Here is a 22604-nt window from a genome sequence, read left to right as displayed (position 1 = left end):
CGGGGAACTCCCAGTCGGCTCTGGGTGAACACCCAGCAACCCACCTGACCGAACACGCGTGGATCATGCGAGAGTGGGTCCATGAGCGACATCACCGTGCGGTCACTGGGTGAGGACGAGTGGGAGCAGTACCGATCGGTGCGGCTCAGCGCGCTCGAGGAGTCGCCCGACGCCTTCGTGGCGAGCGCCGACGAGGAACGCGGCTACGAGGAAGACTTCTGGCGCCGCAGGATGCGCCGCTCCCAGCGACTGATCGCCGAGCAGGACGGGGCGCCGGTGGGGGTGGCCAGCGTCGGCCAAGCCCGCCAGGAGGGCGAGAAGGACAACGAGAAGATCGCTGAGCTGTTCGGTCTGTGGGTGGCTCCGACTGCCCGAGGCACGGGTGTGGCGACCCAGCTGGTGCAGGCCGGCGCCGACGCCGCGCGCCAGCAGGGTCGCAGCCACCTCGCCTACTGGGTGGGGGTGGACAACGGCCGCGCGGTCGCCTTCGCCAGCGGCTTCGGCTTCCGCCCGACCGACAGCCGCCGACCGATGCGCGTCAAGGGTGACGACGCCGCGGAGGACGAGGTCGCCATGGTGCTTCCCCTCGGCGAGGACCGCGGCGTCCCCAACCTCTGACCGCCAGGTATGCCGCGTGGCCGGCCACGCGGCATACCTCGCCTGGCGGGGGAGGAACGGCTGGCTAGGGGCGTGCGGCGAGGCGGTCGAGCAGGTCGGTCGGGCCGCTGACGATCAACGTGTCGTGGGCCGTCACCTTGGTCTCGGGCACGGCATACGTGAAGTCGCTGCCGGGCGCCTTCACGCCCACGATGGTCACGCCGTACTTGCTGCGGATCGCGCTCTGCTTCAACGTGAAACCGATGGCTTCCTGCGGCGGCTTCATCTTGACGATGGCAAAGCCGTCGTCGAACTCGATGTAGTCCATCAGCTTGCCGTTGAGCAGGTGCGCAACGCGGCGGCCGCTGTCGACCTCGGGGGAGATGACGTGGTGGACGCCGATGCGCTCGAGGATGCGGGCGTGCTCGGGGGAGAGCGCCTTGGCCCAGATGGTGGGGATGCCGGCGTCCACGAGGTTCATCGCGCACAGCACCGAGGCCTCGACCGACGAGCCGATGCCGACGACCGCGATCTGGAAGCTGCGGGCCTTGAGGTTGGCGACCGACTGCGGCTGGGCCGCGTCGGCCTGGACGATGCGACCCACCTTGCCCAGGAACGACTCGGCGAGGTGAGGGTCGCGCTCGACGCCGACGACGTGGTGCCCGAGCTTCGTCAGCTCGATCGCGACCGCACTGCCGAACCGGCCGAGGCCGATGACGAGGACGTCGTCTTCGTAGAGCTTCTTCGCCACTGCGGTCCTCCGCGGCATCGGGGATGGTGAGACCTCCCACGCTAGCGCGTCCCTGCAGGTGGGACCGTGCTGTCCGCGATGACCCCTCGCCCGGTAGCGTCGGCCCATGCCCTCACAGGTGCGGGTGGTCTGGGATCCCGGCTTCACCGCCTACAACTTCGGACCGGGTCATCCCATGAACCCGGTCCGTCTCGACCTGACGGCCCGGCTCTGCGACGCCCTCGGCGTCTTCGATCCCGACGACGTAGAGGTCTTCTCCCCGGACGTGCCGGGCGACGACGTCCTGGCGACCGTGCACACGGCCGACTACGTGGCGGCGGTCAGGGCGGCGTCGGCAGACCCGTCGTCGGCCGATCCGGCCTACGGCCTCGGCACCGAGGACGACCCGGCCTTCCCCGGCATGCACGACGCGAGTGCCCGGGTGGTCGAGGGCACCCGCCAGGTGTGCGCCGACGTCTGGGAGGGACGCACCCAGCACGGCGTCAACTTCTGTGGCGGGCTGCACCACGCGATGGCCGGAAACGCCGCGGGGTTCTGCATCTACAACGACATCGCCGTCGGCATCCAGTGGCTGCTCGACCACGGTGCCCAGCGAGTCGCCTACGTCGACATCGACGTGCACCACGGCGACGGCGTCGAGCGCATCTTCTGGGACGACCCCCGGGTGCTGACGATCTCGCTGCACGAGTCCGGCCGGGCCCTGTTTCCCGGCACCGGCTTCGCGGGCGACATCGGGGGCCCGAAGGCGCAGGGCGAGTCGGTCAACATCGCGCTGCCGCCTGGCACGGGCGACTCCGCCTGGCTGCGTGCGCTGCACTCCACGGCGCTGCCCCTGGTGCGGGCGTTCAAGCCGGATGTCCTGGTCACCCAGCACGGCTGCGACACCCACGCCCAGGACCCGTTGGCCCACCTGGCCATGTCGGTCGATGCCCAGCGGGGGGCGGCGGAGTCGCTGCACCGGCTCTCCCACGAGGTCTGCGACGGGCGCTGGGTCGCCCTGGGTGGCGGCGGCTACGAGCTCGTGCACGTCGTGCCGAGGACGTGGACGCACCTGACCGCCATCGCTGCGCACCGCCCGATCCCGTTGACCGAGCAGGTGCCGCAGGACTGGCTCGACCACGTGCGCCAGGCCTTCGGCCGCGAGGGTCCCCGCCGGATGGGCGACTTGGACCCGGCCGACGGTCCGATCTGGCACCAGCCCTGGGACATGGGCTACAACCCCCACGACGAGGTGGACCGGGCCATCATGGCGACGCGTGAGTCGGTGTTCGGGCTGCACGGCCTGGACGTCTGGTTCGACTGACCGGGGTCGCCGGCGGAGTGACACCTCTGTGATTCACAGGACCTTGGCGGCGTGTCGACTGGACAAGTCGAAAGAGTTTTCCCCGTTGGCTTCCCCACGAGTCACATCAGCCCCTACAGTTCCTTCTGCACGAGCGTAGAGGTCCGCCGGACGGGAAGCCGGCGATGCGCGCGTGTAGAAGATCGAGGTAATCATGTCCAACGAGCGACAGCTCGCCGAGGTGCGGTTCCTGACCGTTGCCGAGGTGGCCTCGATCATGCGCGTGTCGAAGATGACGGTGTACCGCATGGTGCACGCTGGAGAGCTTCCCGCCATTCGCGTGGGACGGTCCTTCCGGGTTCCGGAGGACGCCGTGCACAAGTACCTGCGCACGTCCTACGTCGACACCGCCTGATTGGTGCTGACCGCACGACGACWGGGTGGGCCGGGACGAGAAGTCCCGGCCCACCCTGTCCGTTGACGCGGGCGGAGCAGCGGTCAGCGGTTGTCGACCGCGGTGACGTCCACCTTCACGTTCGCCCCGGTGTAGAGCTGGGTCACCAGGTAGACCGAGCCGGGCGGGATGACCGCCGACTCGTCAGCAGCCGACGTCGCCGCAGAGCCCGTCAGCTGGCAGGCGCTGTCCAGGAAGTACAGGTCCAGGTCGTGGCCCACCGTGGCGTCGGCGTCGCTGGTGCCCTTGACCGAGACCGAGTGCAGCCCGTCGGAGAACCCGAGCGGGAACTTCGTGACCCAGCCGTCGGCACCCTGGCTGGCCGGCGGGAACGTGCACGCGGTGTTCATCTCGGTGCCGGTCACGCCGAACACGTTCTGCAGACCGGTCGGGTCGCCCGCAGCCGGGTTGGGCGCGACGATCGTGCCCGAGTCGGTGTAGGCCGGGTCAGGCGTGACCGAGCCGTTGGCGACGGTCGCCCCGGCCCCGAAGACCTCGATGTCCGCCACCTGGGCCGACGTCGACGTGTTGCCCTGCACCGAGTCGATGAAGAACCGGACGTAGCCCGCCTTCACCGGCTTCGCCAGTGAGAACGTCGCGAAGTTGAGGTCCGGCGCGGTGGGCCGCGGCGCGGCATACGCGAAGCCACCGGTGCGGGCCGTGGTCCAGCTGACCCCGTCCGTCGACGTCTGGACCGTGAAGTCCTTCAGGGCGACGAAACGTGAGGCGTTGGTGGCCTTGAACGCGCTGACGCGCAGGCTGCTGACCGTGGCCGGAGCCGCGAGCTTCACCGTCACCCGCTGGTCCGGGCCTGCGTTGTATGCCGTGGCGCCGGGCTTCGTGGACCACACCGACGCGGCGGTGTCGTCGAAGGCGAACTTGGCGGGGGCTCCGTCGTCCTCACTGGAGACGTTGACGATCTGCGCACCTGCGGCCGTGGAGGCCAGGTTGGGGGCGAGCTTGATCGTCCTGGCCGTGTTGCGTCCTGCCGTCACGGCGAAGGCGTCGATGGTCTGGACGCCGAACCCCGGTGCCTGGATGGTCAGCGGGTAGGTGCCTGCGAGCGCCTTGACACTGGCGCCGCCCGCGGAGCCGGTGCGGACGAGCGGGGTGACCCTGGCCTCGAACCGACCGAGGATCACCTTGGCGTTGTTGATCGGCTGACCCGTGGTCGCGTTGACGAGCGTCAGCGCGACCGTGCCGTTCTTGGCCGCTGAAGGGTGGTCGAAGGCGGGGGTGGGGTCGGTGTCGTCACCGGTGTTCGAGTGGGCACCGGCGCCCGCACCGCGCTTGGCGAAGACCGACCAGATGAGGTCGGTGTTGTCACCGTGGTAGCGGTCGAGGTCGGCGGAGAGGATGCCGTCACGGGCGTCGAGGAAGCTCGGGTCCGGTGCGGTCAGCGGCATTCCGTCGGTGACCAGGCGGGCGGCGACCTCGGCTCCCTGGGTGGCGCCGTAGCGAGCCACCAGGGCCTTGCGCAGGTCCCACAGGGTCGCGGTCCAGATCTCGCCGTCGGCGTGCACCTCCGGACCGGTCAGGTCGTAGCCGATGTCCCCGAACGTGGTCGGGTTCTGGTCGTAGTTCCAGTTGCGGATGCCCCGCGTGGGGTTGCCGGTGACGTAGTCGCCGACGATCGGCTGGGTGAGCAGCCCGGTCTTGAAGCCGTGGTTGAGGGCGTACCAGTCCGACCAGCCCTCACCCATCGACCCCGCCTGCTGCGAGCCGAGCGCGCTGCCGCCCGCGACGTAACGGGTCGAGAGGCCGTGGGTGTACTCGTGCTGGATCACGCTCATGTCGAACGAGCCGTCGCGGTAGGGCCCCTCGAAGGCGTCGTCGATGGGTTCCCACAGGAACATGCCGCTCCACGGGGGGATGCCGTCGTCGAGGGTGAGCATGTAGGCGTTGTCGCGGCCCGTGTAGGTCGGGTTGCCACCGGACGCGGCACCGGCCTGGACCAGCCCGCGGACCGGGTCACCGCCGTTGCCGCCGTTGCTCCCGTTGTCGAGCTGGAAGTTTCCGGCGGTCTCGGTGAACCCGAGGTCGTAGTACTCGTCGTGGATCCTGTTGTGCTGGAAGAACAAGTTGGTCGCAGCGGGGTTCAGGTCCTCGGCGTAGGACGGGGGGACCGTCTGCCCCTTGGTGGCCGCCCACTGGTTCGTGTAGGTGTAGCTGAAGTTCCCGGTCGGGGCGACCGGGCGCGGGGCGTTGTCCACCGGCCCGATGAAGTTGGACCAGTTGGCGTAGGTGTCGGCGTTGTTGCCGTAGGTCGTGACGCCGGTGCCGAGCAGCCCGGTCGGGTCGACCCAGCCCTTCGGCGACTGCGTCGTCGGCCCGAACGACTGCTGCCGTGGCTGGCCGCCCTTGGCCGCGCCCGGGTAGTTGTCGTAGACCGTTCCCTGCGGGTCGCCCTCGAAGTCGACGACGGAGGTCCGGTAGAGGGTGCGCCCGGTGGTGCCGTCGACGACGACCTCCCAGGCCTCCTGCGGGCTCTTGATGAAATACACCTTGTATGCCGCGACAGGGCCGGCCTTGGTCCCGAAGGTCACCTTCTTGACGTACGACGGTCCGCCGAAGGGTCCGGCCGCGTAGGTGGTGTAGCCGGCCTGGGTGCCGCTCGCCTTGGGGGCGTAGGACACGTCTGGTGCGAGGCCACCGGCAACCTTCAGCAGCGCGGCTGCCTCGCCGAGCGCCCAGCCGCCGGTGAGGTTCGCACCCGGGGTGGGGTCGCCGGCATACGAGAGGACTCTGCCGTCCTTGGTGACGGCGACGTTGAGCCGCCCTCCGCGCGCAGCAGCGACGCCGTCGGCGGTCTGGACGAAGTCCACGACGTGCGTGCCGGTGGTGGGCAGGGCGTGGTCGCGCACCACGGCGAGCGAGTCGACCTGGGCGGTCGTGAGCCCGAAGGCCGCGGCGTTGGTGCGCAGCCAGCCACGGGCGACGTCCACGGCGGTGCCGGTGGTCGCCGACGTGAGGTAACCGTCAGTGCGCACCGAGCGAAGCGTGCCGAACCGCTCGTCCCAGGTGGCACGAGTGCCGCTGCCGGCCTTGGCGAGCAGGGCGGACGCGGCGTTGCGGGCCGACGTCGTGGGCACGACGGCGTCCTTCACCGCCCGGGTGTCCAGGGTCCTGCCGAGCGCGTCGACGGTGTCGCCGAGCGCGGGGAGGACCGGTGCACCGGGAAGGGCGGCGGACGCGGTGGACAGGGGGAGGGCGGTGGCCGCCGCGGTCAGCAGGCACACCCCGATTCCCAGTGGTCTGACAGAGGGGTGCCTGCGGGACATGGTCGACGTCTCCTGCGCTCTGCGGGCCCTCGTTGGCCCGGGTGGCCTGACAACGAGGGCTCCCCACGAGTGGTTACTGGCTGGTCATGTCGGGCTGACGCCCTCGTGGTGGCGGATCCCCGCCACGTGCGCCTCGGGGGCCTTGCCTGGACGTGGGTTTGGGTTGCAGGGTCGCGGGCCGCTAGAGTGACGTCCACAGTTCGGCGTGGTGCGTTGGTTCGTTGCCCCGTCCGGCAACACCGACCACGATCAAGAGGACACCATGGGCTCTGTCATCAAGAAGCGCCGCAAGCGCATGGCGAAGAAGAAGCACCGCAAGCTCCTTCGCAAGACGCGCCACCAGCGTCGCAACAAGAAGTGATCGAGGGCCCCCGCTGAGCGGGGGCCTTTTGTCTTGAGCGGGGGTATGAGTGCGGCAGTCCGAAAGTGTGACGAGGCACGCGTCCACGGAAGGCGCACTCCCGTCGGCCGGGGCACGGCTCTCGGTAGGGTTGGCACGGGTCGCGAGCCTCGCGACCATCGGACCCCGCGGGAGGGATCGTGGCTGAGGTCGTCCTCGTGACGGGTGTCTCCCGCTACCTCGGCGGGCAGTTCGCCAGGGCCCTGACCCAGGACCCCACCGTCAAGCGCGTCATCGGCGTCGACGTCATCCCCCCGCCGGGGGACATCGGCCGGGCCGAGTTCGTCCGCGCTGACATCCGGAACCCGATGATCGGCAAGATCATCGCGCAGTCCGAGGTCGACACCGTCGTGCACATGAACGTCATCGCGACGCCGACCGGCGCCGGTGGCCGCACGTCGATGAAGGAGATCAACGTCATCGGCACGATGCAGCTCCTCGCTGCGTGCCAGAAGGCGTCCAGCATCAAGCGTCTCGTCGTGAAGTCGTCCGCGGCCATCTACGGTTCCAGCCCGCGCGACCCTGCGATGTTCACCGAGGACATGGGCCCGAAGTCGTTGCCCAGAGCGGGATTCGGCAAGGACTCGGTCGAGGTCGAGGGCTACGTCCGCGGCTTCTCGCGTCGCCGTCCCGACGTCGAGATCTCCATGCTGCGCTTCGCCAACATCATCGGTCGGGGCATCCGCACGTCCCTGACCGACTACTTCGCCCTGCCCGTCGTGCCGGTGCCCTTCGGCTACGACGCCCGCCTGCAGTTCGTGCACGAGAGCGACGCGATCGGCTCGCTGCTGCTCGCCACCACGGGCCCGAGCACGGGCATCACCAACATCGCCGGGGACGGGGTCATCACCGTGAGCCAGGCGGCGGGCATGGCCGGCCGGCCGATCATCCCCGTGCCGATGCCCGCTGCGGGCATCTTCGGAAACCTCGTGAAGCGGTCCGGGCTCGCCGACTTCAGCAGCGACCAGATCCAGTTCCTCGCCTTCGGTCGCGGGTTGGACACCCGACGGATGCGTGAGGTGCTGGGGTACGAGCCGGACTACACCACGCGGGCTGCCTTCGCCGACTATGCGCAGGGGGTCGGCTCGGCGATCCCGGGGGCCGGGATGTTCGGGTCGGCCGTCACCGGCGCCGCGGAGAGTGCCGCCGGCGCGATCAGCCACGTGTGGGCTGCAGGGAGGAACGACTGATGGCCTCGACGCCCAAGAAGCCGGCGAAACCCACCGCGCGCAAGGGCGCCCTCGCAGCGGGCGCCGCCAGGGCATCCGGGGAACGCGCCAAGCGCCGCAGCACGCCCCTGCTCGCGTCGACCACCCCGGCTGCCCCCGCAGCTGCCGCTCCCACGACAGCTCCCGCTCCCGCACGCGCATCTGCGTCGGCATCGGCCGCCTCGGCGACCACCCCCTCGACGGCCAGTGGCAAACATCGCCCGAGCCCGGTGGCCAAGGCGGTGCCAAGCCGCAAGGCGGTGTCCCGTTCCGGCGCCCGCACGACCCAGCCCAGCAAGGCCGCCAAGCCCGCCCGGCCACCTCGGGAGGTGACGGGTGCGGCCACGTCAGGAGAGCGGCATACCCCTGACGCCAAGGTGCGCACCCTCAAGGCGGTGACGGACGAGACCGTCGTGCCGGTTGACGTGCCGGAACCGGCGACCTCTCGCAGCATCGCGCCGGGAGTCGAGGAGCTGCTGACTGCGGGCATCGCTGCGGTCCGGGTTGCCTCGGAGGCGGCGGGGATCTCGTCGGACGACGTCGAGCGCCACATCGCCTCGTTGCTGTCGTTCGTGCGGCGTCGGGTGACGGGCGACTACACCGTCGACGAGTTCGGCTTCGACGAGGACTTCACCAGACACTTCTACCTGCCGATCCTGCGGCCGCTCTACCGGTCGTGGTTCCGCGTCGAGGTCCGCGGGATCGAGAACATCCCGACCGTTGGCGGCGGCCTGGTCGTCGCCAACCACTCCGGCACGGTCGCCATGGACTCGCTGATGACCCAGGTGGCCGTCCACGACGAGCACCCTGCGCACCGTCACCTGCGGATGCTGGGTGCCGACCTGGTCTTCCAGACCCCCGTCGTCGGCCAGGTCGCGCGCAAGTCGGGCTCGACGCTGGCCGCGAACCCCGACGCCGAGCGGCTGCTGTCGAGCGGCGAGCTGTGCGGGGTCTGGCCCGAGGGCTTCAAGGGAGTCGGCAAGCCGTTCAGCGAGCGCTACAAGCTGCAGCGGTTCGGGCGGGGCGGCTTCGTCTCCGCTGCGCTCAAGACGGGCGCGCCCATCATCCCGTGCTCGATCGTCGGCGCCGAGGAGATCTACCCGATCATCGGCAACATGAAGACCGTTGCGCGGCTGCTGGGGGCGCCCTACGCGCCGATCACGCCCACCTGGCCCTTGCTCGGCCCGCTCGGGCTGATCCCGTTGCCCAGCAAGTGGATCATCGAGTTCGGCGCACCCGTGGAGACCGCAGACCTGGGGCCGAACGCCGCCGACGACCCCATGCTCGTCTTCGACCTCACCGACCAGGTGCGCGAGACCATCCAGCAGACGCTCTACTCCCTGCTCATGCAGCGCCGTTCCGTCTTCTTCTGACGGGAGCTGGCCCCACGGGGCTGGATCAGGCAGCGTGACTGAGGGCAGCGTGACTCAGGGCAGCGTGACTGAGGGCAGCGTGACCGTGACGCCGGGCAGGGTGACCGGGCCGAGGGTGCTGCTCGGGACCGCGACACTGCCGCCTCCGGTGCCGAGCGACACCGAGGGGAGCGGCACGGTGGCGCTGGCGGAGGGCACTCCCGGCACCGAAGCACTGACGGTCGGCAGGCGCACGCTCGCGCCGCCCGTCGACAGGCTGGCGCTGCCGCCACCGCCTCCGACGACCGCTCCGGAGCCGCTCGAGCCGCCGGGCAGCACGCCGCCCGCCGGTGCCGTCACGGCGGTGCTGGGCACGGTGATGCCACCGGACGCGCCGCTGGTCGGTGACGCGGAGGGACCCGAGGTGGTCGTGGCGCCGGGCAGCGAACCCGGGCCGATCGTCGAGGCGAGGTCTGAGCTGCAGGAGCTGCCGCAGGCAGCGATCCGTCGCGAGGTGCTCTCCTGCGTGTCGCGCAGCAGGGCCTCGAGCCGCCCGAGCGTCAGCAGCGATGGGGCGGGCACCTCGGCCTTCAGGGCGTCGACCTGAGGGAGGGCCCGCTCCGTGAAGTCGCGCATGGCGAGCAGGGACTGGGGGTTGCCGGTCGCGGCATAGGAGGTGTCGAGCGCCTGCCGCCCCTTGCGCACGGTGTCGATGGCACCCTCGAGCGCGACGTCGACGTCCGTGGGGTCCTCGCGGTCGGCCTCGGCCAGCTGACGGGCATCGGAGATGTGTCCCTGGGCCTGGGACAGGTAGGTCTGGCCGCGGTCGAAGTCGTTGTCGGCGAGCCGGACGGCCACGCCGTCGAGCCAGCCCTTCACGGGGTACAGCGCGTCACCGGGCACCGCGCTGCGGGAGACCGCGCCCACGATGCCGCCGACGAGCAGCGCCGAGGCGGCGGCGCCGGCGACCAGGCGGGGCAGGCCACGACCCACCAGGACCACGACGGGGGTGTTGCGGGAGGCGGCACGACGGGCGGCCGCGGCCTTGGCGGCGACCGGGCTGGGCGCGGGCATCCGTGCGGCCTCGGCCATCAGCCGCTCGCGCAGCGTGGTGACGAAGGCGGTGTCCGGAGCCGGGATGGTCGGGACGAGGTCCACGAGGTGGCGGCTGGTCTCGACGAGCTCGACGAGGTGGGCATCGGTGATCCGCTCGCCTTCGAGGGCGCGCTGGAAACGGTCTGCCGAACGGTTCAGTACTGGCATGTCGGCTTCTCCCTCCCCAGCCCTGCGGTGTCCCCGGTCATGATGTCCCGGTCATGTGGTCGGTGAGCGTGTTGTCACCGAACGTGTGTCGTGCTGAGAACGAGGTGCGATGCCGGAAGTTACGCGTCGCCACGTAGCGAAACCTGCGGGTCTCAGATGTCGACATCGGCGAGCTCCCGGTGCAGGGCGCGCACGGCGCGCAGCTGGAGCTGCTTCACTGCGCCCTCGGACTTGCCGAGGACCTTGGCGGTCTCCGCGAGGGTCAGTCCCTGCAGGAACCGGAGCACCACGCACTCGGCCTGCTCGGGCTTGAGACCCTTGACGGCGGCGAGCAGGCGCTGGTCGCGCAGCCGGTCCAGCACCTCCTGGTCGGGGGCGTCCACGCGACGGTCGGCGTCGAGCATGTCGGCGGTGGTGACCTCCATGCGGAAGCGAGCCGACTTGGCGTTGTCGGTGATCAGGTTCCGCGCGATGGTGATGAACCAGGCCGCGATGTCGCGGCCCTGCCAGGAGAAGGAGTCCATCCGGCGCAGTGCACGCAGGAAGGTCTCCGAGGTGATGTCCTCGGCCAGCTGCTTGCCTCCCACCCGCACGTAGACATAGCGGTAGACGACGTCGACGTAGCGTTCGTAGAGCATCCCGAACGCCTCGGCGTCGCCACGCTGGGCCAGCTCGACCAGCGCGGAGATGCGTTCGAAGTCCTGGGGCGCCTCACCCGGCCCGAAGCCGGCGCGCGCAGCCGAACCGCCGCCTGAACCTTCGTGGCCACCTCCCGACAGGGTGCCGGCCGTGCCGGCCTCGCCGGCGAGGCTCAGCAGCACTCGCAGGGTGCCGAGGAAGTCCGCCGTGGCCGCTCCCATGCCGTGGTCGCCCACCGTGGCGTAACCGAAGGCCGGGCGGCTCGTTGCCCAGAGCGGACCCTGGTCTCCGGCCCAGTGGGCAGCACGAGGGACCGCGAGTCGTCTCGCGGCGCTGCGTGGTGCACGAATCCGGATCGGGGCCTCCTTGATCGGACAGTTTCCCCGATATCTGCCAGATTGTCAGGAGACCTGCGACACATCTCGGTATGCCGCGGTGTCCAGCGAGCCCCGTGGGGCGGGTGAGGCGCCCGCTACCGCGAGCGGCGGCGGGAAGCGGCCGTTGGGCCCACGCGGCATACGCTCGGGGTGTGTCCGCAACCCCCACGCCCGCCGAGGTGCGCATCACCCTGGTCAGCAAACCGGGGTGCCACCTGTGCGATGAGGCGCGGGCCGTCATCGAGCGCGTGGCCGCCGACCTCGGGGTGGGTTGGGTGGAGCTGTCGATCGAGGACGACCCGGCACTCAACGAGCAGTACTGGGAGCAGATCCCCGTCACCTTCGTGGACGGGGGCCAGCACGACTACTGGCGGGTCGACGAGACCCGGCTGAGGAGCGCGCTCACGAGCACGAAGTGACGTGGATCACGCGGGTCCTGAGACGGACGCTTGTGACTTTGTGCATCCGTTCACAAAAGCGTAATCTGGCCGGGCTCCCATCCGCTCCAGCCAGGCGCGGACTGCCCGTGATGAGAAGGAGCCGGAAGAGACTGTGTCTGCCGACCCGAGCGCCCGTCGGGGTATTCCCGACGCCACGGTCGCACGGCTACCCGAGTACCTCCGAGCCCTGACCGGCTTCGCGGAGCGCGGGATCACGTCGGTGTCCTCCGAGGAGCTGGCCTCCGCCGCGGGCGTCCGCAGTGCAAAACTCCGCAAGGACCTGTCCCACCTCGGGTCCTACGGCGTGCGCGGGGTCGGCTACGAGGTCGACCACCTCGCCTACCAGATCTCCCGCGAGCTCGGCCTCACCCAGGACTGGCCGGTCGCCATCATCGGGATGGGAAACCTGGGCCACGCGCTCGCGGCCTACAGCGGCTTCGCCACGCGCGGGTTCCGCGTCGTCGCCCTGCTCGACCAGGACTCCGCCCTGCTGGGGCAGGAGATAGCCGGGATCACCGTGCAGCCGATGGGCGCCCTCGCGTCGCTGGTGGCCGACCAGGGCCTGGCGATCGGCGTCATCGCGACGCCCGCCGCGTCGGCGCAGGACGTGGCGGACCAGCTCGTGGCAGTCGGGGTGCGCTCGATCCTCAACTTCGCCCCGTGCGTGCTCGTCGTGCCCGACGACGTCGACGTCCGCAAGGTCGACCTCTCGACCGAGCTGCAGATCCTCGCCTTCCACGAGCAGCGCAGGGCGCTGGCCGCCGAGGGCGCGCTCGACCAGGTCTCGGCCGGCTCGCTCGACCACGTGGCCCAGGCGGTCAGCCGATGAGCCTGGTCATCCTGGGCCTGTCCCACCACACCGCGCCGCTGCCCCTCCTCGAGGCGATGTCGCTCGACGCCGACCGCCGCCGCGCGCTCTCCGCCGGCCTCACCGGCCGCGAGAACCTCTCCGAGGCGATCGTCGTGTCCACGTGCAACCGCACCGAGGTCTATGCCGAGTCGATGACCTTCCACGGTGCGGTCACCGACATCTCGGACGCGCTCACCGAGGTCACCGGCGTGGGTCGCGACGAGCTGCGCGAGCACCTCTACGTGCACTACGAGGACCGCGCGATCGCGCACGCGTTCACGGTCGCCTGTGGCCTGGACTCGATGGCGGTCGGTGAGGCCCAGATCCTCGGCCAGATGCGCTCTGCCCTGCGCGAGTCGCAGAAGTACGGCCACGCCGGCCCCGCCCTCAACACCCTCTTCCAGCAGGCCCTGCGCGTCGGCAAGCGCGCCCACACCGAGACCGGGATCGACGCCGTGAGCGTCTCCCTCGTCGAGGCCGGCCTGGCCCGCGCGGAACGCGAGCTCGGGTCCCTGGCCGGGCTCAAGGTCCTCGTCGTGGGCGCCGGAGGCATGAGCTCGCTGGCCGCCACGACCGTCTCGCGCCGCGGCGCCGCTGGGCTCACGATCGTCAACCGGACGCTGGCCAAGGCGCTTCGGCTCGCCGAGCGCACCGGCGGCACGGCTCGCCCCCTCGACGACCTGGCGGCTGCCCTGGCCGGCGCCGACGTCGTCATCTCCTGCACCGGGTCGACCGGCGTGGTCGTCGACCTCGCCACCGCCGGCGATGCCCAGGTGGCCCGCGCCGGGCGCCCGCAGGCCTACGTCGACCTCGCCCTTCCCCACGACGTCGCCCCCGAGGTCGCCTCCCTGAGTGGGGTCACCCTCGCCGGGCTGGGTGCGCTGGGGGAGGAGCTCTCCGGAGGCCAGACCCCGCCCCAGGTGCGCGAGGTGGCGGACCTCGTCATCGGTGAGGTCGCGGCATACCTCACCTCGCGGGCGGCGGAGACCGTCGCACCGACCGTGGCGGCGCTGCGGTCGCACGCCGCCGACGTCGTCGCGGGCGAGCTCAACCGGCTCGACCAGCGGCTCCCCGACCTCGACGACGTCGCCCGGGCAGAGGTCCAGCTCGCCGTCCACCGCATCGTCGAGAAGCTGCTGCACACCCCGACGGTCCGCATGAAGGAACGCGCCGTGGGCGGTGAGGGCGCCGACTACGCGCAGGCCCTGCGTGAGCTGTTCGACCTGCGTCCCGGCGAGGCCGTCATCGCGTCCGTGCCCCCGCCAGAGCGTGGAGGTATGCCGTGAGCGCACCTGCCGCCGCACCCCTCGCCCTGCGTCTGGGCACCCGACGCAGCCCCCTGGCCACGACCCAGTCCACCGGGGTGGCCGACCTGCTGCGCGCCCGGGGTCATGCGGTCGAGCTCGTGGAGATCGTCACCGAGGGAGACACGTCGACCGCCTCGCTCGCCTCGATCGGCGGGACCGGGGTGTTCGCGGCCGCCCTTCGCCGCGCCCTGCTCGCGGGTGAGGTCGACCTCGCTGTGCACTCGCTCAAGGACCTGCCGACCACGCCCGAGCCCGGTCTGGTCGTGGCAGCCCTCCCGGTCCGTGAGGACCCGCGCGACGTGCTGGTCTCCTCGGGCGGTCGCACCCTCGGTGAGCTCGGCGAGGGCGCGGTCGTCGGCACCGGCTCGCCGCGGCGCGTGGCCCAGCTCGCGGCCCTCGGGCTCGGGCTGTCGTTCAAGGACATCCGCGGCAACGTCGACACCCGCATCGGGCTGGTCAGGGACGGCGCCCTCGACGCCGTCGTGCTGGCTCGCGCGGGTCTGGCCAGGCTCGGGCGGCTCGATGAGGTCGCCGAGGCGATCGACCCCCTCCAGATGCTGCCCGCCCCCGGCCAGGGTGCACTCGCCGTGGAGTGCCGGGCCGACGACGACATCACCCGCGCCGCGCTGGAGGTCCTCGACGACCCCGACACCCGCGCGTGCGTGACGGCCGAGCGTGCTGTCCTCGCGGCCCTCGAGGCCGGCTGCTCGGCACCGGTCGGAGCGCTGGCCGAGATCGTCGAGGGTGAGGACGGGCTCGAGCTGTCCCTGCGTGCCTTCGTCGGTGCCGTCGACGGGTCGTTCGACCTGCGCCGGTCCCTCGTGGGCGGCGTCGACGACGGCGAGGCCCTCGGCCGCCGGCTCGCCGCCGTGCTGCTCGAGGACGGCGCCGACCTGTTGCAGGGACCCGAGGACCGCCCCCCTGCCCGACCGGTGCCGCCCGGCACGGGTCCCTCGAGCGCCGTCACCGACGGACTGACACCAGACCCAGCCGAGGCGAACGGACCAGCTCCGCTCGCCGCCCCCGACCGCCACCCAGAACACGACAGCACGGAGCGTGCACTGTGAGCCCCACGCGCTCGACCCAGCCCACCACCCACCAGACCCCTCGTCAGAGCCGGGTCCCGGGACGCGTCGCCTTCGTCGGCGCCGGCCCCGGCGACTCCGGACTCATGACCGTGCGGTCCCTGGAGTTCCTCGCCGCAGCCGACGTGGTCGTCATCGACCAGGTGGCTCGTGAGGACGTCGTTGCCCGCTACTGCCGTGCGGACGTCGAGATCATCGACGCCGGCCACGGCGAGCACGGGCAGCCACTGACCCACGCCATGAGGGCCAAGCTCGTCGTCAAGGCCGCCAAGTCCGCCACCGGCGGCTTGGTCGTCCGGCTCATGGACGGCGACCCGGGCACCTTCAACGGCCTCGCGGAGGAAGCCCTCGCCTGCCAGAAGGCCGGCATCGGCTTCGACATCGTCCCCGGGGTCAGCGCGGTCTCGGCCGTCCCGGCCTACGCGGGCATCCCGCTGACGTCGAGCAGCTCGCCGGCCGTGCACGTGATCTCCGCCAACGACCGGCACGTCGACTGGTCGGCCTCGGTGGCCGACTCGGTCACCGTGGTCCTGCTCGGCCAGCCCGAGGACCTCGGTGTCGCGCTGGGCAAGCTGCTGGGGGCGGGTCGGTCAGCCGACAGCCCGGTAGCCCTCACCGAGCGCGGCACGACGATCCGTCAGGCCACCCGCGTCACGACCCTGGGTGAGGTCGCCAAGGTCATGAAGACCCTGGAGTTCCCCGCCCTCGCGGTGGTCGGCACGACCGTGGCTCTCCGCGAGAACCTGTCCTGGTTCGAGACCAAGCCGCTGTTCGGCTGGAACGTCCTGGTGCCCCGCACCAAGGAGCAGTCCGGCTCGACCATCGCCCGGCTCGAGTCCTTCGGTGCGACCGCCGAGGTCGTCCCCACGATCTCGGTCGAGCCGCCGCGCACGCCCCAGCAGATGGAGCGTGCGGTCAAGGGCCTGGTCACCGGTCGCTACGAGTGGATCGGGTTCACCTCGGTCAACGCCGTGAAGGCCGTGCGGGAGAAGTTCGAGGAGTTCGGGCTCGACGCACGGGCCTTCGCCGGGCTCAAGATCGCTGCGGTCGGTGGCGTGACCGCCGCGGCGCTGCGCGAGTGGGGCATCGTGCCCGACCTCGTGCCGTCCGGCGAGATGTCCGCCAACGGGCTGCTCGAGGAGTGGCCGCCGTTCGACGAGGTGCTCGACCCCATCAACCGGGTCTTCCTCCCGCGCGCCGACATCGCCACCGACACCCTCGTCGCAGGCCTCCAGGAGATGGGCTGGGAGGTGGACGACGTCACGGCATACCGCACGGTGCGCGCCGCTCCGCCGGCCGCCCACATCCGTGAGGCCATCAAGGGCGGGCAGTTCGACGCAGCGGTGTTCACGTCGTCCTCGACGGTGCGCAACCTGGTCGGCATCGCCGGCAAGCCGCACCCGTCAACGGTCATCGCGTGCATCGGTCCGGCCACGGCCAAGACGGCCGAGGAGCACGGCTTGCGGGTCGACGTCCTCGCGCCCGAGGCGTCGTCCGACTCGCTCGTCGACGCGCTGGCCGACTACGGCCTGGGGCTGGCAACCGCTGCCGCGGAGGCGGGCGAGCCCGTGGTGCGTCCCAGCGCCAAGAAGTCGGCGTCACGCCGCCGGGCGAAGTAGCCGTCCCGCATGACTGACCACTCGCAGCCGGTGGGGCCGGTGATCCGGCCCCGTCGGCTGCGGCAGTCGGTGGCCATGCGCCGGCTCGTCGCCGAGACGAGGCTGGACCCGGCCGAGCTGGTGCTGCCCGTGTTCGTGCGCGAGGGCATCGACGAGCCGCAGCCGATCTCGGCGATGCCGGGCGTCGTCCAGCACACGCTGGACTCGCTGGTGGTCGCCGCACGTGAGGCGGCGGACGCGGGGCTGGGCGGGCTCATGCTCTTCGGCGTGCCGACGGCCAAGGACGCCGTGGGTTCCGGCGCCGACGACCCGGACGGCATCCTCAACGTGGCGCTCCGAGCCGTCGCCGACGCCGTCGGTGACCGGCTCGTCGTGATGGCCGACCTGTGCCTCGACGAGTTCACCGACCACGGCCACTGCGGGGTCCTGTCCGAGGACGGACGGGTCGACAACGACGCCACGCTCGAGCGGTATGCCGCGATGGGCCTCGCGCAGGCCCGCGCCGGCGCCCACGTGCTCGGGCTCTCGGGGATGATGGACGGCCAGGTCGCCCACGTCCGTGCGGCGCTCGATGCCGAGGGCTACACCGACACCGTTCTCCTGGCGTATGCCGTGAAGTACACCTCGGCTCTGTACGGCCCGTTCCGCGAGGCCGTGCAGTCCTCGCTCGAGGGTGACCGGGCGACCTACCAGCAGGACCCGGCCAACGCGACCGAGGCCCTGCGCGAGCTCGAGCTCGACATCGTCGAGGGCGCCGACATCGTCATGGTGAAGCCGGCCGGGCCGCACCTCGACATCGTGGCAGCCGCTGCGGCGGTGTCGACCGTGCCGGTGGCGGCCTACCAGATCTCGGGGGAGTACTCGATGATCCAGGCGGCCGCGGCCAACGGCTGGATCGACCGCGACCGGGCGATGATGGAGTCGCTGCTGACCATCCGGCGCGCCGGGGCCCAGGTCATCCTCACCTACTTCGCGGTCGACGCCGCCCGCCTCCTGCGCCCCTGAGGGGCCCGGACATGACGAACGGGCCGGTTCCCCCGAACCGGCCCGTCGTCAGTCTGTGTGTGAAGCGCTGGGTCAGGCAGCCTTGGTGAGCTGGATGTCCAGGTTGAGCTTGACCTTCTCGGAGACGAGCACGCCGCCACCCTCGAGGGCGACGTTCCAGCCGAGGTCCCAGTCCTTGCGGTTGATGTCGGCGCTGGCCTCGAAGCCGGCCTTCTCGTTGCCCCACGGGTCGGTGGCCAGACCGGTGAACTCCAGGTCGAAGGTGACCGGCTTGGTGACGCCCTTGATGGTCAGGTCGCCGGTGAGCGAGTCGGGGGTGACCTCGGTCGAGGTGAAGCTCATGGTGGGGTTGGCCTCGGCGTCGAAGAAGTCGCCGGACTTGAGGTGGGTGTCGCGGTCGGCGGAGCCGGTGTCGACGGAGGCGATCTGGGCCACGGCGGTCACCTGCGAGTCGGTGATGTCGTCGCCGACCTTGACGGTGCCCTCGAACTCCTTGAACTGGCCGCGGACCTTCGTGACCATGAGGTGACGGGCGACGAAGCCGATCTCGCTGTGCGAGGCGTCGACGGTCCAGGTGCCGGCGGGGAGGTCGTTGATGCTTGCCATGGGGGTCTCCTGTGGTGGGGGGTGCGACCGGGCAGTTCCCGAGCGCTTCATCTCTTCGAACATAGCAGACCTCATTTATATTTCAACTATCGCTTGGGATGCCATACTCACGCTCATGAGCACTCCCACCGGTGAGCCGCAGTGGCTCAGCGACGACGAACAGCGGGCTTGGCGTGCCTACCTGCGGGGGAGCCGCCTGATCGAGGAGGCCCTCGACCAGGACCTCCAGTCGCACGGCGTCCAGCTGACGGAGTACGAGATCATCTCGATGCTCTCCGAGAGCCCCGGCCGGCGACTGCGCATGTCGAGCCTGGCCGACCTCGTCGTGCAGTCGCGCAGCCGCCTGACGCACACGGCCTCGCGCCTCGAGAAGCGTGGCTGGGTGGTGCGAGAGTCCTGCCTCGACGACAGGCGCGGGGTGGAGCTGGTGCTCACGGACGCAGGGTGGCAGGCCGTCCAGGACATGGCGCGAGTGCACGTCGCAAGCGTCAGGCGCTCGGTCATCGACCCTGTCCCGGCGCCGCTGTTCAAGGCCCTGGGCGAGGCGATGGACGCGATCCGGACGGCTCTGGCGCCGGGCGGCGACGAGGGTGACCACCCCGCGGTGGCCCGCGAAGCCGTGGCGCACGAGGTCCACACCCAGGCGGAGGCCCGCCGGGTGGGCAGCGCCTGACCCCCAGGGGCGCAAGCGCTCAGGTACGGCTGGGACACTGGCACCATGACGGCATACCCCTTCGACGCACCGGCCTCGCAGGCGCTCCTCGAGCGGGCCCTGGCGGTGACGCCCGGAGGCGTGAACTCGCCGGTCCGCGCGTTCCGGGCCGTGGGCGGGACGCCGAGGTTCATGGTGTCCGGCCAAGGCCCCTACCTCACCGACGCCGACGGCCGTGAGTACGTCGACCTGGTCTGCTCGTGGGGGCCGATGATCCTCGGCCACGGCCACCCGGAGGTCCAGCGGGCGGTCACCGAGGCGGCGGCCAAGGGCTTCTCCTTCGGCACCCCGTCGGAGAACGAGGTAGCCCTCGGCGAGGAGATCGTCCGGCGGGTGGCTCCGGTCGAGCAGGTGCGCCTGGTGTCGAGTGGCACCGAGGCGACGATGAGCGCCATCCGACTTGCGCGCGGCTACACCGGGCGCTCCCTCGTCGTGAAGTTCGCCGGCTGCTACCACGGGCACGTCGACTCCCTCCTGGCGCAGGCCGGCTCGGGCGTCGCCACGTTCGCGTTGCCGGACTCGGCCGGGGTGCCCAAGGAGATGGCCGCCGAGACGATCGTGCTGCCGTTCAACGACCTCGACGCCGTCGAAGCCGCCTTCGCCGAGCGTGGCGCCGAGATCGCGGCCCTGATCACCGAGGCGTCCCCCGGCAACATGGGCGTCGTCCCGCCCGCGCCCGGCTTCACGGAGGGGCTGCGTCGCATCACCGCCGCCCACGGTGCGCTGCTCATCTCCGACGAGGTGATGACGGGCTTCCGGTGCAGCGAGGCCGGGTGGTTCGGCCTCGAGGCAGGAGAGCAGGGGTATGCCGCGGGCGCACCCGACCTGTTCACCTTCGGCAAGGTCATGGGGGGCGGCTTCCCTGCCGCCGCCTTCGGCGGACGGGCCGACGTGATGGGGCTGCTCGCACCCGTCGGGCCGGTCTACCAGGCGGGCACCCTCTCCGGTAACCCCGTGGCGACCGCCGCCGGGCTGGCCACCCTCCAGCAGTGCACCCCGGCCCTCTACGCCCGCCTCGGCGAGGTGGCTGACGCGCTCACGACGGGGCTCCACGAGCATCTCGGTGCCGCAGGTGTCCCGCACGTCATCCAGCGGGCCGGCAGCATGTTCAGCGTCTTCTTCCGTGACGGCCAGGTCAGCAACTACGACGAGGCGCGGGCCCAGCACGTCCCGGCGTTCGCGGCGTTCTTCCACTCGATGCTGAGCCAGGGGGTCTACCTGCCGCCGAGCGCCTTCGAGTCCTGGTTCGTCAGCGGGGCCCACGACGACCGGGCCGTCGACCGGGTGCTGGCGGCGATCCCGGCAGCGGCGTCGGCTGCCGCCGAGGCGTTTGCGACAATCGACTCGTGACCAGCGCAACCGACCACACCGTGGTGCACCTGATGCGCCACGGGGAGGTGCACAACCCCGATGGCGTCCTCTACGGACGGCTCGACGGCTACCACCTGTCCGACCTCGGTCACGAGATGGCGCGCACCGTGGCTGACCACCTGGCCGACCACGACGTCACCCACGTCGTCGCGTCCTCCCTGCTGCGCGCGCAGGAGACGGCCGCGCCGGTCGCCGAGGCGCACGGCATACCGGTCACCACGGACGACCGCGTGATCGAGGGCGGCAACGCGTTCGAGGGTGAGCGCGTCGGCGAGATGAAGCCGCTGGACTTCCTCCGCCCCGCCCACTGGTCCAAGCTGGTCAACCCGCTGCGTCCGTCGTGGGGTGAGCCCTACGCCGAGATCGCCGAGCGCATGTCCGCCGCCATCGCCGACGCCAGGGCCGCCGCGCGCGGCCACGAGGCCGTCATCGTGTCGCACCAGCTGCCGATCTGGACCGCCCGCAACGCGGTGATGGGCAAGCGGTTGTGGCACGACCCACGCAAGCGTGAGTGCCGCCTCGCCTCCCTCACCACCCTCACCTACGTCGGTGACAACCTCGAGTCGATCACCTACTCCGAGCCCGCCGCGTCGCTGCTCGCCCAGTCCCACGGCGGCACCGGATGACACGTCCCGCCATGCCGCGTGCGGCTGTGCTGCTCGCGGTGCCCCTGCTCGTCGTGTCGCTGTCCGCATGCACGGATGACCCGAACTCCATTGCGGCGCAAGCGAAGTCGGGCAACCAGCAGGGCTACGTCTCCCAGGATGGTGCGTTCGAGACGATCCCTGCCGCCAAGCGCCAGAAGCCGGTCGCCCTCACCGGCACGACCCTCGACAACCAGCCGTGGTCGTCCCAGGACGTCGTGGGCAAGGTCGCGGTGCTCAACGTCTGGGCCTCCTGGTGCCCGCCCTGCCAGAGCGAGGCCCCGGAGCTGAGGAAGGCAGCCGAGCAGATCGCCGCCGCCGACAAGCCGGTTGCCTTCATGGGCATCAACTACCGCGACAACGCCGACTCGGGTCGGTCGACGGCGAAACGGTGGGGCATTCCCTTCCCGTCGCTCGACGACCCGGCGGGCCTGACGATCCTCGCGCTGCAAGGCAAGGTGACGGCACCGCCCACCACCCTCGTGCTCGACCGCACCGGACGCATCGCCGCTCGCGTCAGCGGTGAGGTGAAGGCGTCGACCCTCACCGGGCTGGTCGACGACGTCCTGGCCGAGCAGTAGAACCCCCTGACTGATGACGGACGACTGATGACTGCCGACGCGGCGAACGCAGTGACCTCCGGCGCCCTGCCGGTGGCGATGGCGGTCGCCCTCCTGGCCGGCCTGGTGTCGTTCGCCTCTCCCTGCGTGCTGCCCCTCGTGCCGGGGTTCCTCGGCTACGTCACCGGCCTGTCCGACGAGTCGCTGGCGGAGCGCAAGCGGCACCGGATGGTGCTTGGTGCCCTGCTGTTCGTCCTCGGGTTCACGGTGGTGTTCATGGCGACCACCGTGGTCATCGCCGGGATCGGCGCCACCCTGATCCGGCACCGTGAGGTGCTGGAGCGGGTCGGTGGCGTGCTCGTCATCCTCATGGCCCTGGTGTTCATCGGTGCGGGCTCCCAGCGCGAGCTCAAGCTGCACCGCCGTCCCGCCTCCGGGCTCGCGGGAGCGCCCCTGCTCGGTGCCGTCTTCGGCCTGGGGTGGGCGCCCTGCACCGGTCCCACCCTGGGCGCCGTGCAGGTGCTCGCCGCCGCCACCGACAACCAGTCGGCGGTGACCCGGGGGGTCATCCTGGCGGTGGTCTACTCGCTGGGTCTGGGCCTTCCCTTCCTTCTCATCGCCGCCGGGTACGAACGCTTCGGGCGGGTGTCCGCCTTCCTGCGCACGCGGCAGCGCGGCATCCAGCTCTTTGGTGGTGCCCTGTTGTTCGTCGTCGGGATCCTGCTCGTGACCGGACTCTGGGAGTCGATCACCCGCCACGTGCAGACCACGCTGGTCGCCGGGTTCCGGACGGTGATCTGA

At 71.0% G+C, this 22604-nt stretch carries 22 protein-coding genes; 17 read left to right on the top strand and 5 right to left on the bottom strand.

Going from position 1 to position 22604, the window contains the following annotated elements; genetic code table 11:
• Positions 1-81 precede the first annotated feature (81 nt).
• A complete protein-coding gene (locus AC1DWP_RS07165) occupies positions 82-618 on the top strand; it encodes an N-acetyltransferase family protein (protein ID WP_477613765.1) in 537 nt (178 codons plus the stop codon).
• A 64-nt stretch (positions 619-682) separates the two neighbouring features.
• Here the strand turns inward: AC1DWP_RS07165 and AC1DWP_RS07160 are convergent, their stop codons facing one another.
• Positions 683-1366 carry a potassium channel family protein gene (locus AC1DWP_RS07160; RefSeq protein ID WP_477613764.1) on the bottom strand — a complete coding sequence of 228 codons (684 nt, stop codon included), beginning with the start codon at positions 1364-1366 and terminating at the stop codon, positions 683-685.
• A gap of 88 nt (positions 1367-1454) precedes the next feature.
• Here AC1DWP_RS07160 and AC1DWP_RS07155 point away from each other — a divergent pair, with 88 nt between their 5' ends.
• Positions 1455-2651, top strand: coding sequence for an acetoin utilization protein AcuC (locus AC1DWP_RS07155; protein WP_477613763.1), 1197 nt, complete (start codon positions 1455-1457; stop codon positions 2649-2651).
• Positions 2652-2844: 193 nt separating this feature from the next.
• Complete coding sequence (locus tag AC1DWP_RS07150; RefSeq protein WP_056915613.1) at positions 2845-3045, top strand: helix-turn-helix domain-containing protein; 201 nt, start codon at positions 2845-2847, stop codon at positions 3043-3045.
• Between the two features lie 83 nt (positions 3046-3128).
• On the opposite strand, the gene AC1DWP_RS07145 is transcribed toward AC1DWP_RS07150, so the two are convergent.
• Entirely contained in the window at positions 3129-6365 is a 3237-nt protein-coding gene (locus tag AC1DWP_RS07145; RefSeq protein WP_477613762.1) for a M36 family metallopeptidase, read from the bottom strand.
• A gap of 262 nt (positions 6366-6627) precedes the next feature.
• On the opposite strand from AC1DWP_RS07145, the gene AC1DWP_RS07140 reads away from it, so the two are divergent.
• From AC1DWP_RS07140 to AC1DWP_RS07130, 3 genes are all read left to right on the top strand, one after another.
• A complete protein-coding gene (locus tag AC1DWP_RS07140; RefSeq protein WP_003792170.1) occupies positions 6628-6726 on the top strand; it encodes a 30S ribosomal protein bS22 in 99 nt (32 codons plus the stop codon).
• Between the two features lie 179 nt (positions 6727-6905).
• Complete coding sequence (locus AC1DWP_RS07135) at positions 6906-7955, top strand: NAD-dependent epimerase/dehydratase family protein (RefSeq protein ID WP_477613761.1); 1050 nt, start codon at positions 6906-6908, stop codon at positions 7953-7955.
• Entirely contained in the window at positions 7955-9346 is a 1392-nt protein-coding gene (locus AC1DWP_RS07130) for a lysophospholipid acyltransferase family protein (RefSeq protein WP_477613760.1), read from the top strand. The genes AC1DWP_RS07135 and AC1DWP_RS07130 overlap by 1 nt, the downstream gene beginning before the upstream one ends.
• A gap of 54 nt (positions 9347-9400) precedes the next feature.
• On the opposite strand, the gene AC1DWP_RS07125 is transcribed toward AC1DWP_RS07130, so the two are convergent.
• Both AC1DWP_RS07125 and AC1DWP_RS07120 read right to left on the bottom strand, forming a co-directional pair.
• Positions 9401-10588 carry a DUF5667 domain-containing protein gene (locus tag AC1DWP_RS07125; protein ID WP_477613759.1) on the bottom strand — a complete coding sequence of 396 codons (1188 nt, stop codon included), beginning with the start codon at positions 10586-10588 and terminating at the stop codon, positions 9401-9403.
• A gap of 152 nt (positions 10589-10740) precedes the next feature.
• On the bottom strand, positions 10741-11448 hold the full coding sequence (locus AC1DWP_RS07120; protein ID WP_477613758.1) for a sigma-70 family RNA polymerase sigma factor: 708 nt from the start codon (positions 11446-11448) through the stop codon (positions 10741-10743).
• A 308-nt stretch (positions 11449-11756) separates the two neighbouring features.
• Here AC1DWP_RS07120 and AC1DWP_RS07115 point away from each other — a divergent pair, with 308 nt between their 5' ends.
• The 6 genes from AC1DWP_RS07115 to hemB all read left to right on the top strand — a co-directional run bounded on the left by AC1DWP_RS07115 (position 11757) and on the right by hemB (position 17910).
• Positions 11757-12023: a glutaredoxin family protein gene (locus AC1DWP_RS07115; protein ID WP_477613757.1), complete on the top strand. Its 267-nt coding sequence runs from the start codon at positions 11757-11759 to the stop codon at positions 12021-12023.
• A 133-nt stretch (positions 12024-12156) separates the two neighbouring features.
• Entirely contained in the window at positions 12157-12873 is a 717-nt protein-coding gene (locus AC1DWP_RS07110; protein ID WP_477613756.1) for a redox-sensing transcriptional repressor Rex, read from the top strand.
• Positions 12870-14180 (top strand): glutamyl-tRNA reductase, encoded by a 1311-nt coding sequence (locus tag AC1DWP_RS07105; RefSeq protein ID WP_477613755.1) that lies wholly within the window; start codon positions 12870-12872, stop codon positions 14178-14180. The genes AC1DWP_RS07110 and AC1DWP_RS07105 overlap by 4 nt, the downstream gene beginning before the upstream one ends.
• Positions 14177-15268 carry a hydroxymethylbilane synthase gene (hemC, locus tag AC1DWP_RS07100; protein ID WP_477613754.1) on the top strand — a complete coding sequence of 364 codons (1092 nt, stop codon included), beginning with the start codon at positions 14177-14179 and terminating at the stop codon, positions 15266-15268. Before AC1DWP_RS07105 ends, hemC begins: the two co-directional genes overlap by 4 nt.
• On the top strand, positions 15265-16905 hold the full coding sequence (locus AC1DWP_RS07095) for a bifunctional uroporphyrinogen-III C-methyltransferase/uroporphyrinogen-III synthase (RefSeq protein ID WP_477613753.1): 1641 nt from the start codon (positions 15265-15267) through the stop codon (positions 16903-16905). The genes hemC and AC1DWP_RS07095 overlap by 4 nt, the downstream gene beginning before the upstream one ends.
• A 9-nt stretch (positions 16906-16914) precedes the next feature.
• Entirely contained in the window at positions 16915-17910 is a 996-nt protein-coding gene (gene hemB / locus AC1DWP_RS07090; RefSeq protein WP_477613752.1) for a porphobilinogen synthase, read from the top strand.
• Positions 17911-17982: 72 nt separating this feature from the next.
• On the opposite strand, the gene AC1DWP_RS07085 is transcribed toward hemB, so the two are convergent.
• On the bottom strand, positions 17983-18516 hold the full coding sequence (locus tag AC1DWP_RS07085; RefSeq protein ID WP_477613751.1) for a YceI family protein: 534 nt from the start codon (positions 18514-18516) through the stop codon (positions 17983-17985).
• A 115-nt stretch (positions 18517-18631) separates the two neighbouring features.
• Here AC1DWP_RS07085 and AC1DWP_RS07080 point away from each other — a divergent pair, with 115 nt between their 5' ends.
• The 5 genes from AC1DWP_RS07080 to AC1DWP_RS07060 are packed head-to-tail and all read left to right on the top strand — an operon-like array spanning position 18632 to position 22604.
• Positions 18632-19189 carry a MarR family winged helix-turn-helix transcriptional regulator gene (locus AC1DWP_RS07080; RefSeq protein WP_477613750.1) on the top strand — a complete coding sequence of 186 codons (558 nt, stop codon included), beginning with the start codon at positions 18632-18634 and terminating at the stop codon, positions 19187-19189.
• Positions 19190-19234: 45 nt separating this feature from the next.
• Positions 19235-20578, top strand: coding sequence for a glutamate-1-semialdehyde 2,1-aminomutase (gene hemL / locus AC1DWP_RS07075; RefSeq protein WP_477613749.1), 1344 nt, complete (start codon positions 19235-19237; stop codon positions 20576-20578).
• Positions 20579-20610: 32 nt separating this feature from the next.
• Positions 20611-21225, top strand: coding sequence for a histidine phosphatase family protein (locus tag AC1DWP_RS07070; protein ID WP_477613912.1), 615 nt, complete (start codon positions 20611-20613; stop codon positions 21223-21225).
• Between the two features lie 11 nt (positions 21226-21236).
• Positions 21237-21824 (top strand): TlpA family protein disulfide reductase, encoded by a 588-nt coding sequence (locus AC1DWP_RS07065; protein ID WP_477613748.1) that lies wholly within the window; start codon positions 21237-21239, stop codon positions 21822-21824.
• A 27-nt stretch (positions 21825-21851) separates the two neighbouring features.
• Positions 21852-22604 (top strand): cytochrome c biogenesis CcdA family protein, encoded by a 753-nt coding sequence (locus AC1DWP_RS07060; protein ID WP_477613747.1) that lies wholly within the window; start codon positions 21852-21854, stop codon positions 22602-22604.

Source organism: Pedococcus sp. P2_F6 (assembly GCF_056403675.1).
Note: the sequence above shows the minus strand (reverse complement) of the source record. Positions and strands in the feature narration are given on the sequence as shown.